Below are 13,433 nucleotides of genomic sequence, written 5' to 3'. Positions count from 1 at the left end.
GCCCCGCTCAGCGCAGGCTCGCCCGGTTCATGGCGCGGACCCGGGCCCGCAGGATCTGGTCGGGGGAGGCCGGGCTGAGCGCGCCGGGCGGGCAGTCCCATTCGAGCCCGCCACCGGGCGGCCGCAACTGCACGTAACCGCCGACGTGCCCCATGACCTGTCCCACCCGGCCGTCGCGCCCGTCCACCGCGTACGACCCGACCGCCGCTGTCGTCGCGTTCACCGCCGTGCCCCCTCCAGTACGGCGACCAGCCGGGCCGCGGTGTCCAGGTTGCAGCGCCCCAGGTCGACCAGCGGGGAGGCGGTGTCCCCGGTCGCCGTCACGGGGTCGACCCGCAGCGACGGAAGGACGACACCCACCTCGCCCAGCTCGCCGCGCAACCGCGCGACCACCTCCTCGGCCACCCTCAGCCGTTCTGTCGTACGCACCTTCACGACCACGCACCTCCACACGCTGAGTGTTCGCTTTCCCTACACAGCGTGGTCGCTCACCACCGGCCCTGAACGGACTCGACATGCCAACAACCCCATCTGGCTAACCGGAGTTGCGCCGGGCCGGGTCCGTCCTCCGTATTTTCGGCAGCGCGCCCGCTCCCCCACCCCGGGAAGGCCCCGGACGCGCACGAGGGCGGCACCCCCTGGGAGAAGGGGTGCCGCCCTCGGTCAGGACGGTGATCGACGGCGTCGATCAGAAGTCCATGTCACCGCCCGGCATGCCGCCGCCGGCCGGCGCGGCGGCCTTCTCCGGCTTGTCGGCGATGACGGCCTCGGTGGTGAGGAACAGCGCGGCGATCGACGCGGCGTTCTGCAGCGCGGAGCGCGTCACCTTGGCCGGGTCGATGATGCCCTCGGCGACCAGGTCGACGTACTCGCCGGTCGCGGCGTTCAGGCCGTGACCCGGGGTCAGGCCGCGCACCTTCTCCACCACGACGCCGCCCTCGAGGCCGGCGTTGACGGCGATCTGCTTGAGCGGGGCCTCCAGGGCGGCCTTGACGGCGGCGGCACCGGTGGCCTCGTCGCCGTCCAGCTCCAGCTTCTCGAAGACCGAGGAAGCCTGCAGCAGGGCCACGCCACCACCGGCGACGATGCCCTCCTCGACGGCGGCCTTCGCGTTGCGGACGGCGTCCTCGATGCGGTGCTTGCGCTCCTTGAGCTCCACCTCGGTGGCGGCACCGGCCTTGATGACGGCCACGCCGCCGGCCAGCTTCGCCAGACGCTCCTGGAGCTTCTCGCGGTCGTAGTCCGAGTCGGAGTTCTCGATCTCGGCGCGGATCTGGTTCACGCGACCCGCGACCTGCTCGCTGTCACCGGCACCGTCGACGATGGTGGTCTCGTCCTTGGTGATGACGACCTTGCGGGCGCGGCCCAGCAGGTCCAGACCGGCGTTCTCCAGCTTGAGGCCGACCTCCTCGGAGATGACCTGGCCACCGGTGAGGATGGCGATGTCGCCGAGCATGGCCTTGCGGCGGTCGCCGAAGCCCGGGGCCTTGACGGCGACGGACTTGAAGGTGCCGCGGATCTTGTTGACGACCAGGGTCGACAGGGCCTCGCCCTCGACGTCCTCGGCGATGATCAGCAGCGGCTTGCCCGACTGCATGACCTTCTCCAGCAGCGGAAGGAGGTCCTTCACGTTGCTGACCTTGGAGTTGACGATGAGGATGTAGGGGTCCTCGAGGACGGCCTCCATGCGCTCCATGTCGGTCGCGAAGTACGCCGAGATGTAGCCCTTGTCGAAGCGCATGCCCTCGGTGAGCTCCAGCTCCAGACCGAAGGTGTTGGACTCCTCGACGGTGATGACGCCTTCCTTGCCGACCTTGTCCATGGCCTCGGCGATCAGCTCGCCGATCTGGGTGTCGGCGGCGGAGATGGAGGCGGTGGAGGCGATCTGCTCCTTCGTCTCCACGTCCTTGGCCTGCTCGAGCAGGGCGCCGGAGACGGCCTCGACGGCCTTCTCGATACCGCGCTTCAGGGCCATCGGGTTGGCGCCGGCGGCGACGTTGCGCAGACCCTCGCGGACCAGCGCCTGGGCGAGGACGGTCGCGGTGGTCGTACCGTCACCGGCGACGTCGTCCGTCTTCTTGGCGACTTCCTTGACCAGCTCGGCGCCGATCTTCTCGTACGGGTCCTCGAGCTCGATCTCCTTGGCGATGGAGACACCGTCGTTGGTGATCGTGGGGGCGCCCCACTTCTTCTCGAGGACGACGTTGCGACCCTTGGGACCAAGGGTGACCTTGACGGCGTCGGCGAGCTGGTTCATCCCGCGCTCGAGACCGCGCCGTGCCTCCTCGTCGAACGCGATGATCTTGGCCATGTGAAGTGGTCCTCCCGGACTGGGGTGGATTGCTCCGGACCGCGCTGGCGCCCGCGACGGACGGCCTGCACACCTGGTGGTTCCTTGCCCCACCCGGCCTGCGGGCCTCACCGACGAGGTCCTTCGTTGTCACTCTCACTCTCAGAGTGCTAACGCCAATGATTAGCACTCGCCCCATGAGAGTGCAAGGCCGCTCCGAAGGAGCGTCGATGAGGGGTGGCGGTCGGGTGACGGGAGGGCGCAAGCGCCCCACCCCGGATCCGGCCCCACGGGGGGCCTCCTCGCGGGGCGCCCGGGGACAGCACGAAGGGCCCGTACCCCCCTCCGGGATACGGACCCTTCGTCACTTCTGCGTTCAGCCGGCGATCTTGACCATGTCCGCCTGCGGGCCCTTCTGACCCTGCGAGATCTCGAACTCGACCCGCTGACCCTCTTCGAGAGTGCGGTAGCCATCCATCTGGATCGCGCTGTAGTGGACGAAAACATCCGCACCACCGTCGACCGCGATGAAGCCGTACCCCTTCTCCGCGTTGAACCACTTGACGGTGCCCTGAGCCATGCCTAACTCCCCTATTACTGGCCCTTGCACAGGACCGCACTTCGCGGACCCGGGTCAGACCTCGCCCACTGACAGGTGTGAGCGTGCGCCGGAACGCGTCGACCGCGGCTGAATGTATCTGCCCAACTGCCCTCTGCAACAGGTCAATCGGACGAGAAATCCGAGCACGGACGAACGGAAAAGCTGGCTGAAATGGCAATAACCCCGGGCAAGTCGGGCCGGGCAAAGCGCACAAAAGGCGCATCGCGCGCGCATACTTTGGCTACATCTTGTCGTGGCCGGGCGCATTCTCATATGCGGGCGGCACAGGCGACGGCGGGGGCTTCCCCAACTCTACCGCGCCCAACCATGCAGAATTGCCCCCTCCGCTTTCTGTTGCGGAGGGGGCAATCAGGCGCCCCAGGGACGCCTTTGAATCCGTGATTCCGGTGTCAGCAGCCGCCGGCCACGGCCGGGATGATCGAGACGCCCGCACCGTCCGGCGTGGCGGTGTCGAGGCCGCCCTCGAACCGGACGTCGTCGTCGTTGACGTACACGTTCACGAAGCGGCGCAGCTGGCCCTGGTCGTCGAGGACACGGGCGGCGATGCCGGGGTGGTTGCTCTCCAGGGACCGGATCACCTCGGCGAGGGTCGCGCCCTCCGCCGGGACCTCGGCCCGGCCGCCGGTGTACGTGCGCAGGATCGTGGGGATGCGGACGTTGACGCTCATGTCGTGGTGCCTTTCAGTCGGGTCAGGCCAGGCCGGCGTCGCGGAACGCGTCGAGGCTCGGGCGGATGGTCGCGGTCGGGCCGGTCGTCGGGGCGACGGCGTCGAGGGTCTTCAGGCCGTCACCGGTGTTGAGGACGACGGTGGTCAGCGTCGGGTCGAGCAGCCCGTTCTCGATGAGCTTGCGCGTCACGCCCACGGTCACCCCGCCCGCCGTCTCGGCGAAGATGCCCTCGGTGCGGGCCAGCAGCTTGATGGCGTCCACGACCTGCTCGTCGTCGACGTCCTCGACCGCGCCGCCGGTGCGCCGGGCGATGTCCAGGACGTACGGGCCGTCGGCCGGGTTGCCGATGGCGAGCGACTTGGCGATCGTGTTCGGCTTCTGCGGCCGGACGACGTCGTGGCCGGCCTTGAAGGCGGCCGACACCGGCGAGCAGCCCTCGGCCTGCGCGCCGAAGATCTTGTACGGCTTGTCCTCGACGAGCCCCAGCTCGATCAGCTCCTGGAGGCCCTTGTCGATCTTCGTGAGCTGGGAGCCGGAGGCGATGGGGACGACCAGCTGGTCGGGCAGCCGCCAGCCGAGCTGCTCGCAGATCTCGTACGCGAGGGTCTTGGAGCCCTCGGCGTAGTACGGGCGCAGGTTGACGTTGACGAAGCCCCAGCCCTCGCCGAGCGGGTCGCCGATCAGTTCGCTGCAGAACCGGTTGACGTCGTCGTAGGTGCCCTCGATGCCGACGAGGTCGCCGCCGTAGACGGCGGCCATGACGACCTTGCCCTGCTCCAGGTCGTGCGGGATGAACACGCAGGAGCGGAAGCCGGCGCGGGCGGCGGCGGCGCCCACGGCGCCGGCCAGGTTGCCGGTGGAGGAGCAGGACAGGGTGGTGAAGCCGAAGGCGCGGGCGGCCTCCAGGGCCTGGGCGACCACGCGGTCCTTGAAGGAGTGGGTGGGGTTGCCCGAGTCGTCCTTGATGTACAGGCCGCCGGTCACGCCGAGTTCGCGGGCGAGGTTGTCGGCCTTGACGAGCTTGGTCCAGCCGGGGTTGAGGTTCGGCTTGTCCGCGACGTCGGCGGGGACGGGGAGGAGCGGGGCGTAGCGCCAGATGTTGGCCGGGCCGGCCTCGATCCGCTTGCGCAGGGCCTCCGGGTCGCCGTCCGGCAGGTCGTAGGCGACTTCGAGGGGCCCGAAACAGAACTCACAGGCGAAAATCGGGCCGAGGGCGAAGCGCTCGCCGCATTCGCGACAGGAGAGGGCGGCGGCGGGTCCGAGGTCGACGGAGGTGGTGGTGGGTGCGTCGGTCTGCACAGCCATGAGTGGCGAGGCCCTTTCTCCTCATCTTTCTCGCCGGCGCATTTCGCCGGGAGACGGATTTGGCACCTTCCCTAGCCGGGGCCCCGCGGTGAATGTGCGAGTGCCGGCTGGAGGGTTGCCGGGGCTTCATCGGGCCGTTTCCCTCTGCCCCTCTGGATGAGCGGTATGTGGTTGTCGGCGCGGGTACCCCCGGCATGCGGTGGCCCTGCGCGTTGTTCAAGACTGTAACCGAAGGCCGGGACGTCTGAGACAGCCGTCCGAACCGCGAGATGGATCACATAGGAGGAGTGGCGCGCGTGCTGGATGAAGTGGAGCGCTGGCTGGGCCGGCGGTCCTGGTCCGTGGCCGATCGGCCGATCGAGCAGCTGCTCGCCGCGAAGCGGGCGCACGGGACGACGGTGAGCGTCGTCCTGCCCGCGCTGAACGAGGAGGCGACGGTCGGGGAGATCGTCACCGTGATCCGGCGCGAGCTGATGACGGCGGCGGTGCCGCTGGTGGACGAGCTGGTGGTGGTCGACTCGGGGTCCACGGACGGTACGGCGCGGGTGGCGGCGGCGGCCGGGGCGCGGGTGGTGGCGCGGGACGCGGTGCTGCCGCGCATACCGGCGGTGCCCGGCAAGGGCGAGGTGTTGTGGCGGTCGCTGCTGGTCACCGAGGGCGACATCGTCTGCTTCGTGGACGCGGACCTGCGCGAGTTCGACGCCGACTTCGTGACGGGGATCGTGGGGCCGCTGCTGACCGATCCGGACGTGGAGTTCGTGAAGGCGATGTACGACCGGCCGCTCGGCACGTCCGGCGGGCAGGGCGGCCGGGTGACGGAGCTGGTGGCGCGGCCGCTGCTGAACCTGCACTGGCCGCAGCTGGCGGGGTTCGTCCAGCCGCTGGGCGGGGAGTACGCGGCGCGGCGGTCGCTGCTGGAGCGCCTGCCGTTCCCGGTGGGGTACGGGGTGGAGCTGGGGTTGCTGGTGGACGCGCTGCACACGGTGGGCCTGGACGCGCTGGCGCAGGTGGACGTGGGGGTGCGGCTGCACCGGCACCAGGACGACCGGGCGCTGGGGCGGATGGCGGCGGCGATCTACCGGACGGCGCAGCTGCGGCTGTCGCGGGGGCACCTGGTGCGGCCGAGGCTGACGCAGTTCGACCGTACGGAGTCGGGCTTCTCGCCCCGTACGCACGCGGTGGACACGGAGGAGCGGCCGCCGATGCGGGAGGTGGCGGAGTACATACGAAAGCGCCGCGTGGCTTGATTTCCGTACGTTTGAGCGTTTCTGGTCCGGGCTAGGTTGGCCACATGGTCTCCGACATCCTGGTGGCATCGAACCGCGGTCCGGTCAGCTACGCGCTGCGGGAGGAGGACGGCACGCTCCAGGCGCGGCGCGGCGGCGGGGGCCTGGTGTCCGGCCTGTCCGCGATCGGCCCGGACGCGGGCGCGGTGTGGGTGTGCGCGGCGCTGGGCGCGGGCGACCGCGAGGCGGTGCGGCGCGGGGTCTCCGAGCCGGGCGTCCGCATGCTGGACATCCCGGCCGAGGTGCACGAGGCGGCGTACAACGGGATCGCCAACTCGGTGCTGTGGTTCGTGCACCACCTGCTGTACCAGACGCCGCTGGAGCCGGTGTTCGACGCGGGGTTCCGGCGGCGCTGGGAGGCGTACCGGGCGTACAACCGGGCCTTCGCCGAGGCCCTGGCGGCGGAGGCGGCTCCGGGGGCCGCCGTCCTGATCCAGGACTACCACCTGGCGCTGGCGCCCGGGATGCTGCGCGAGCTGCGCCCCGACGTGCGCATCGGCCACTTCTCGCACACGCCGTGGGCGCCGCCGGACTACTTCGGGATGCTGCCGGACGACGTGGCGCGCGAGCTGCTGGAGGGCATGCTCGGCGCGGACCGGCTGGGCTTCCTGACGCACCGCTGGGCGGACGCGTTCACGGCCTGCTGCGAGCGGGTGCTGGGCGGCACGGGCGGTACGGAGATCGGCGTGCACGGCCTGGGCGCGGACGGCGAGTTCCTGCGGGCGCGCTCGCAGGAGCCGGACGTCGCCGACCGGATGTCGACGCTCCGCGCGCAGATCGGCGACGGGTCCCGCAAGACGGTCATCCGCGTGGACCGCACGGAGCTGTCCAAGAACATCGTCCGGGGCCTGCTGGCGTTCCGCACGCTGCTGGAGGAGCACCCCGAGTGGCGCGAACGGGTGGTCCACATCGCCTTCGCGTACCCCTCCCGGCAGGACCTGGAGGTGTACCGCAGGTACACGGCGGAGGTGTCCCGCCTCGCGGACGAGATCAACGCCGCCTTCGGCACACCGGACTGGACGCCGGTCATCCTCCACGTGAAGGACGACTTCGCCCGCTCCCTCGCCGCGTACCGCCTGGCGGACGTGGCCCTCGTCAACCCGATCCGCGACGGCATGAACCTCGTGGCCAAGGAGGTCCCGGTGGTCTCCGACGCGGGCTGCGCGCTGGTCCTGTCCCGCGAGGCGGGGGCGTACGAGGAGCTGTCCGAGGACGCGATCACGGTGAACCCCTACGACGTCACGGGCACGGCGACGGCCCTCCACGAGGCCCTGACGATGCCGGAAGCGGAACGCGCGGAACGCACCAAGCGCCTGGCCGCGGCGGCCACGGCCCTCCCCCCGGAACGCTGGTTCCTGGAACAACTGGAGGCCCTGCGGGCGGTGGGCTGAGGCGGCGCGGCTCTTCTTCGGGGCGTCATCGCCCGTCGTCACTCGTGTAGCGCACCCGCCAGCGCCGCGAGGAGGTCCACCACCCCCGCCGGGCCCGGGACCGTGAGGTCGGCTCGGGTGGCCAGTTCGGTGACCTCGGTGCTGCCGCTGCAGACCAGGAGGCCCGGGGTGCCGTCGGCGCGGAGTTTCTCGACCGCCGCGTACGCCGGGAGGTCGCCCAGGTCGTCGCCCGCGTACAGGACGGCGGCGGCGCCGGTCGTGCGGACGTGGTCGGTGAGCGCCTTGCCCTTGTCCATGCCGGGCGGGCGGATCTCCAGGACCATGCGGCCCGGTTCGAGGACGAGGCCGTGGCGGGTGGCCAGCTCGGCGAGGGGGCCGGACAGGGCGTCGAACGCGCCCTGCGGGTCGTCGGCTCGCCGGGTGTGGACGGCGACCGCGCGGCCCTTCTCCTCGATCCAGGTCCCCGGCCACGCGCCCGCCCGCTCCAGCACACCCGGCAGCTCCGCCCGGACGGCGGCGACGCCCGGGTGCTCGGGGGCCGCCCGCACCTCGCCGGTGGCGGCGTCCCACCGCTCGGCGCCGTAGTGGCCGAGGACCACGAGGTGGTCCAGGCCGGGCACGCCGGCGAAGCCGCCGTACCGTACGGCGACGCCGGCCGGGCGGCCGGTGATCACCGCGACGGACGCCACGCGCGGCGCCAGCGCGGCGAGCGCCGGCACCGCCCCCGGGTGGGCGCGGGCCTTGTCGGGGTCGGCGACGATCGGGGCGAGGGTGCCGTCGAAGTCGACGGCGACGACGGCCTTCCCGGGCCGGGCGAGGATCGCGTCGAGTCCGTCCCGCCCGGCCGCGGTCTTCGGGACGGGCAGGGAACCGTGGGGCGTGTCGGTCATGTGTGCGTACCTATCCCGCACGGGCCGGACCGACACCTGCCGCGCACCCGGCGCTCAGCGGCGGGCCTCGCGGGCCGCGCGCACGCGGCGGAGGCGGTTGACCGTGACGGGGTCGTGCGCGAGCGCCCTCGGGTCGTCGAGGAGGGCGTTGAGCAGCTGGTAGTAGCGGGTGGGCGACAGCTCCAGCCGCTCCCTGATCGCACGCTCCTTCGCCCCCGGCCCCGGCCAGGAGCGGCGCTCCATGGCCAGGACCGCGGTCTCGCGCTCGGAGAGCGGTGAGGGTTCGGCGGCGGTCATATCAGCAAACTTAAGGCACGGCTCCGACAGCGCCCCGCCTACTCCTCCGCCGACGAGGCCGCCGACTCCGCGTTCCTCGCGTCCCCGGCGATCTGCTCCAGCACCTCGCGCGGGTCGCCGTCCGGCTCCACGGCCTTGCCGATGTTCCGCTTCACGCTCTCGCTGACCTTCGCCCAGGACGTCTCGCCCACCGGGTACAGCTCCGAGCCCGGCAGCTGCTCCAGGAACGGCTTCAGCGCCGTGTTCCGGGGGTCCGCCTCCATGGTGCTGCTGGCCGTGACGGTGACCGGCAGCAGGTCGTACCGGTCGGAGAAGGACAGCACGTTGCGGTCCTCGTAGACGAAGTCCAGGAACGCGCCGATCTCCTTGCGGTGGCCGTTCTGCTTGAACGCCATCATCCAGTCGGCGACGCCCATGGTCGCCTTGGGCTCGCCGTCGACGCCGGGCAGCGGCACCTTGCCCACCTTGATGCCGGCCTTCTCGGCGGTCTCCATCAGGGTGGGGTGGCCGTTGAGCATGCCGACCTCGCCGCGCGTGAACGCGTCGAACGCCTGCTGGCGGTCCAGCTTGCCGGGCGCGACCGGGCCGGTCAGGCCCTTGCCGACGAGGTTCTTCTTCAGCCAGGTGAACGTCTCGACGTTCGAGGGCGAGTCGATCTGGTACGCCGTGCCGGTCGCGTCGCGGTAGCCGCCGCCCCCGCTGAGCAGCCAGATCATGGTCTCGGCCTGCGACTCCTCGGAGCCGAGGGGCAGCGCGAAGGGGTACTTCACGCCCTTGTCCTTCAGCTTCGCGGCGGCCTTCTCCAGGTCCTCCCAGGTCTTGGGCGCCCGCACTCCGGCGTCGTCGAAGAGCTTCTCGTTGAAGAAGAGCAGCCGGGTGCTGGCCCCGAAGGGCAGGCCGTACTGGACGCGGTCGACCTCGCCGGCCTGGCGGAGCATCGGCAGGAAGTTGGCCTGCGTCGGCACGGAGACGAGGTTGTCGACCGGGTAGAGCTTGCCGGCCCTGGCGTAGTCGGCGTAGGCGCCGATCTGGGCGAGGTCGGGCGCCTCGTCCTTGGCGACCATCTCGGCGACCTCGCGGTCGACGTCCTTCCAGGAGAGGACCGTGACGTCGATCTTGACGCCCGGGGTCTTCTTCTCGTAGGCGCGGGCGACCTCGTCCCAGTACTTCTTCGACGAGTTCGCCTCGCCGCTGCCGTAGTCGGCGGCGACGAGCTTCAGGGTGACGTCGCCGTCCGAGCCGTCCGCCCCGCATCCCGACAACGTTGCCGCGATCGTCAGCGCGGCGATCGCCGCGGTCAGTCCCTTGTAGCGGCGCTGCACAGCCGTACCACCCTCTGCCCTGTGTTCCAGATCCCCCCGAAGGATATGAGGTCTACACCTAGGTCTAAACCTCTGGGGCCCCGCTCCGGTATCGCTTCGGCAACGGCCCGCGAGTCGGCGGCCTACCGGTGGGTACGTTCCGAGGGATCCGTACGTCGACCCGGGGAGCCCCGCATGTCCCGAACCGCCGCCGAAATCGCCACCCAGCCGGGCTGCTGGCGCCGCGCCGCCGAAGCCGCCCCCGCGTTCGCCGGGCTGCCAGGGCCCGGCGAGCGGGTCGCCGTGACCGGCTGCGGGACGTCCTGGTTCATGGCCCAGTCCTACGCGGCGCTGCGGGAGGCCGCGGGACAGGGCGAGACGGACGCGTTCGCCGCGTCGGAGTTCCCGCCGGCGCGGGCCGGGGCGTACGACCGGGTCGTGGCGATCACCCGGTCGGGGACGACCACGGAGGTGCTGGAGCTGCTGGAGCGGGTGCGCGGCGAGGTGCGGACGACCGCGCTGACGGCCGACCCGAAGACGCCCGTCATGGGGGCGGCCGACGAGGTGGCGGTGCTGGACTGGGCGGACGAGGAGTCGGTCGTCCAGACCCGGTTCGCGACGACGGCGCTGGCGTTCCTGCGGGCGGGGCTCGGTGGGGTGCCGGGCGTGAAGACCGTCGCGGAGGCGGCGATCGACGCGGAGCTGGCGGTGACCGAGCCGCTGCCGGAGGCGGTGCTGGCGGCGGAGCAGTGGACGTTCCTGGGACGCGGCTGGACGTACGGGCTGGCGCTGGAGGCGGGCCTGAAGATGCGCGAGGCGGCGGGGGCGTGGACGGAGGCGTACCCGGCGATGGAGTACCGCCACGGCCCGATCGCCATCACCGGCCCGGGCCGGGTGGCGTGGGTCTTCGGGCCGCTGCCGGAGGGGCTCGCGGCGGACGTGGCCCGCGTGGGCGGCACGCTGCACGCCCACGCGTCGGCGGACCCGATGGCCGACCTGGTGCGCGCGCAGCGGCTGGCGGTGGCGCTGGCCGAGGCGAAGGGCCACGACCCGGACCGCCCGCGCAACCTGACGCGCAGCGTGATCCTGTCGTAGCCGCGAGGCCCGCGGCGGGAACGGCGGCGACCCCGTGTGGTGGGCCGTTCGCATGGTGGGCCATTTGTATGGTGCGGCAACTATCCCCGCAAGTGGACTAGACCTTTCCTCGTGCTCGGGTGACACTGTCTCCCGTGAGACACGTCATCGCCCTGGATGTGGGCGGCACCGGGATGAAGGCCGCCCTGGTCGGAGCCGACGGGGCCCTGCTGTACGAGGCGCGCCGGGCCACCGGGCGGGAGCGCGGGGCCGACGCCGTCGTGGCGTCGATCCTGGACTTCGCCGCCGAGCTGCTCGCCCTCGGCGAGGAGCGGTACGGCGTACGCGCCGCGGCCGCCGGCGTCGCCGTGCCCGGCATCGTCGACCCGGACGACGGCATCGCCGTGTACGCGGCGAACCTCGGCTGGCGCGACGTCCCGCTGCGCGCCCTGCTGGGCGAGCGGCTGGGCGGGCTTCCCGTGGCCCTCGGCCACGACGTCCGTACCGGCGGCCTCGCCGAGGGCCGCCTGGGCGCCGGCAAGGGCGCCGACCGGTTCCTGTTCGTCCCGCTCGGCACCGGCATCGCGGGCGCCATCGGCATCGGCGGCGCCATCGAGGCGGGCGCCCACGGCTACGCCGGCGAGATCGGCCACATCGTGGTCCGCCCCGGCGGCCCGGCCTGCGGCTGCGGCCAGCGCGGCTGCCTGGAGACCCTGGCGTCCGCCGCCGCCGTGACCCGCGCCTGGGCGGAGGCGAGCGGCGACCCGCGCGCGGACGCCGCCGACTGCGCCGAGGCGGTGGAGTCGGGCGACGCCAACGCGGTACGCGTCTGGCAGGCCGCCGTGGACGCGCTCGCCGACGGGCTGGTCACGGCCCTCACCCTGCTGGACCCGCGCACGCTGATCATCGGTGGCGGTCTGGCGGAGGCGGGGGAAACCCTGTTCACACCCCTGCGGGCCGCCGTCGAGGAGCGCGTGACGTTCCAGAAGCTGCCCGCCATCGTGCCCGCGGCCCTCGGGGACACCGCCGGCTGCCTGGGCGCGGGGCTCCTCGCCTGGGACCTTCTCGCCACCGACTTGGAGGTATCCGCCTGATGGCCGATCACAAGGTCGATCACAAGGTTCTCGCCGGCGCCCGTGTGGTGCTGCCGACCGGGATCGTGGACGACGGGCGGGTGATCGTCGAGGGTCGCGGGATCGTCGAGGCCGGCCCGGCGACGGAACGGGCACGGGCCGCGACGCCCGAGGGCGCGCCCGTCCTCGACCTCTCCGGCCACTGGGTCGTCCCCGGCTTCGTCGACCTGCACAACCACGGCGGCGGCGGCGCGTCCTTCACCTCCGGCACGCTCGACGAGGTGCTCCACGGCATCCGTACGCACCGGCTGCACGGCACGACCACCCTGGTCGCGTCGACCGTCACCGGCGAGCTGGACTTCCTCGCGCACCGGGCGGGCGAGCTGTCCGAGCTGGCCGAACAGGGCGAGATCGCGGGCATCCACTTCGAGGGCCCCTTCATCTCGCCCTGCCGCAAGGGCGCCCACAGCGAGGACCTGCTGCGCGACCCGGACCCCGCCGAGGTCCGCAAGCTGATCGACGCCGCCCGCGGCCACGCCCGCATGATGACGCTCGCCACCGAGCTGCCCGGCGGCCTGGACTCCGTACGTCTCCTCGCCGAGCACGGCGTGATCGCCGCGATCGGCCACACGGACGCCTCCTACGAGCAGACCGTCGAGGCCATCGACGCGGGCGCCACCGTCGCCACCCACCTCTTCAACGCGATGCCCCCGCTGAACCACCGCTCCCCCGGCCCGATCGCCGCGCTCCTGGAGGACGAGCGGATCACGGTCGAGCTGATCAACGACGGTACGCACCTGCACCCGGCCGCGCTGGAGCTGGCGTTCCGTCACGCGGGTGCGGGCCGGGTCGCGTTCATCACCGACGCGATGGACGCGGCGGGCTTCGGCGACGGCGTGTACCACCTGGGCCCCCTGGAGGTGGAGGTCAAGGACGGGGTGGCCCGGCTCGTCGAGGGCGGGTCCATCGCGGGCTCGACGCTCACGCTGGACACCGCGTTCCGGCGGGCGGCGACCGTCGACCGGCTGCCGGTCGAGGCGATCGTGGAGGCCATCTCCGCCAACCCGGCGAAGCTGCTGGGCCGCTACGACACGATCGGCTCCCTGGAGCCCGGCAAGGACGCCGACCTGGTGGTTCTCGACGCCGATTTCACCCTCAAGGGTGTGATGCGCAGGGGCGAATGGGTGATTGAACCCCAACTGAGCTGATTTCCGAGCGAATTACTGCAAGCCGGC

General features: G+C 72.0%; 14 protein-coding genes and 1 riboswitch. Of the genes, 5 read left to right on the top strand and 9 right to left on the bottom strand.

The features are described from left to right. Positions 1–7 precede the first annotated feature (7 nt). From ABEB09_RS18240 to thrC, 6 genes are all read right to left on the bottom strand, one after another. Positions 8–223 (bottom strand): hypothetical protein, encoded by a 216-nt coding sequence (locus ABEB09_RS18240; RefSeq protein ID WP_345694179.1) that lies wholly within the window; start codon positions 221–223, stop codon positions 8–10. Continuing rightward, positions 220–435: a hypothetical protein gene (locus ABEB09_RS18235; RefSeq protein WP_345690978.1), complete on the bottom strand. Its 216-nt coding sequence runs from the start codon at positions 433–435 to the stop codon at positions 220–222. The genes ABEB09_RS18240 and ABEB09_RS18235 overlap by 4 nt, the downstream gene beginning before the upstream one ends. A 253-nt stretch (positions 436–688) precedes the next feature. After that, positions 689–2,311, bottom strand: a complete 1,623-nt coding sequence (gene groL, locus ABEB09_RS18230; protein ID WP_345690977.1) for a chaperonin GroEL — start codon at positions 2,309–2,311, stop codon at positions 689–691. A 355-nt stretch (positions 2,312–2,666) separates the two neighbouring features. Further along, positions 2,667–2,870, bottom strand: a complete 204-nt coding sequence (locus tag ABEB09_RS18225) for a cold-shock protein (protein WP_121801409.1) — start codon at positions 2,868–2,870, stop codon at positions 2,667–2,669. A 431-nt stretch (positions 2,871–3,301) separates the two neighbouring features. Then, positions 3,302–3,580: a MoaD/ThiS family protein gene (locus ABEB09_RS18220; RefSeq protein ID WP_345690976.1), complete on the bottom strand. Its 279-nt coding sequence runs from the start codon at positions 3,578–3,580 to the stop codon at positions 3,302–3,304. 22 nt (positions 3,581–3,602) lie between these two features. Continuing rightward, on the bottom strand, positions 3,603–4,886 hold the full coding sequence (gene thrC, locus ABEB09_RS18215; protein ID WP_345690975.1) for a threonine synthase: 1,284 nt from the start codon (positions 4,884–4,886) through the stop codon (positions 3,603–3,605). Between the two features lie 18 nt (positions 4,887–4,904). Continuing rightward, a riboswitch (SAM riboswitch) is annotated at positions 4,905–5,049 on the bottom strand. Positions 5,050–5,182: 133 nt separating this feature from the next. Between thrC and ABEB09_RS18210 the strand changes: the two genes are divergently transcribed. Both ABEB09_RS18210 and ABEB09_RS18205 read left to right on the top strand, forming a co-directional pair. Beyond that, positions 5,183–6,133 carry a glucosyl-3-phosphoglycerate synthase gene (locus ABEB09_RS18210; protein WP_345690974.1) on the top strand — a complete coding sequence of 317 codons (951 nt, stop codon included), beginning with the start codon at positions 5,183–5,185 and terminating at the stop codon, positions 6,131–6,133. Between the two features lie 44 nt (positions 6,134–6,177). Then, positions 6,178–7,563 carry an alpha,alpha-trehalose-phosphate synthase (UDP-forming) gene (locus ABEB09_RS18205; protein ID WP_345690973.1) on the top strand — a complete coding sequence of 462 codons (1,386 nt, stop codon included), beginning with the start codon at positions 6,178–6,180 and terminating at the stop codon, positions 7,561–7,563. Between the two features lie 38 nt (positions 7,564–7,601). Here the strand turns inward: ABEB09_RS18205 and otsB are convergent, their stop codons facing one another. From otsB to ABEB09_RS18190, 3 genes are read right to left on the bottom strand one after another with little or no spacing between them, the layout of a single operon-like run. Then, positions 7,602–8,453, bottom strand: coding sequence for a trehalose-phosphatase (otsB, locus tag ABEB09_RS18200; protein ID WP_345690972.1), 852 nt, complete (start codon positions 8,451–8,453; stop codon positions 7,602–7,604). A 54-nt stretch (positions 8,454–8,507) separates the two neighbouring features. Next, positions 8,508–8,750 (bottom strand): DUF3263 domain-containing protein, encoded by a 243-nt coding sequence (locus tag ABEB09_RS18195; RefSeq protein WP_345690971.1) that lies wholly within the window; start codon positions 8,748–8,750, stop codon positions 8,508–8,510. A 38-nt stretch (positions 8,751–8,788) separates the two neighbouring features. After that, entirely contained in the window at positions 8,789–10,072 is a 1,284-nt protein-coding gene (locus ABEB09_RS18190; RefSeq protein ID WP_345690970.1) for an extracellular solute-binding protein, read from the bottom strand. Positions 10,073–10,246: 174 nt separating this feature from the next. Between ABEB09_RS18190 and ABEB09_RS18185 the strand changes: the two genes are divergently transcribed. From ABEB09_RS18185 to nagA, 3 genes are all read left to right on the top strand, one after another. Further along, positions 10,247–11,146 carry an SIS domain-containing protein gene (locus ABEB09_RS18185; RefSeq protein WP_345690969.1) on the top strand — a complete coding sequence of 300 codons (900 nt, stop codon included), beginning with the start codon at positions 10,247–10,249 and terminating at the stop codon, positions 11,144–11,146. Positions 11,147–11,280: 134 nt separating this feature from the next. Next, positions 11,281–12,219 (top strand): ROK family protein, encoded by a 939-nt coding sequence (locus ABEB09_RS18180; RefSeq protein WP_345690968.1) that lies wholly within the window; start codon positions 11,281–11,283, stop codon positions 12,217–12,219. After that, positions 12,219–13,406 carry an N-acetylglucosamine-6-phosphate deacetylase gene (gene nagA / locus ABEB09_RS18175; protein ID WP_345690967.1) on the top strand — a complete coding sequence of 396 codons (1,188 nt, stop codon included), beginning with the start codon at positions 12,219–12,221 and terminating at the stop codon, positions 13,404–13,406. Before ABEB09_RS18180 ends, nagA begins: the two co-directional genes overlap by 1 nt. Positions 13,407–13,433: the final 27 nt, after the last annotated feature.

The sequence above is a fragment of the Streptomyces coeruleoprunus genome, assembly GCF_039542925.1.
GTDB classification, from domain to species: Bacteria; Actinomycetota; Actinomycetes; order Streptomycetales; family Streptomycetaceae; genus Streptomyces; species Streptomyces coeruleoprunus.
This window is presented reverse-complemented; position numbering and strand designations above follow the sequence as displayed.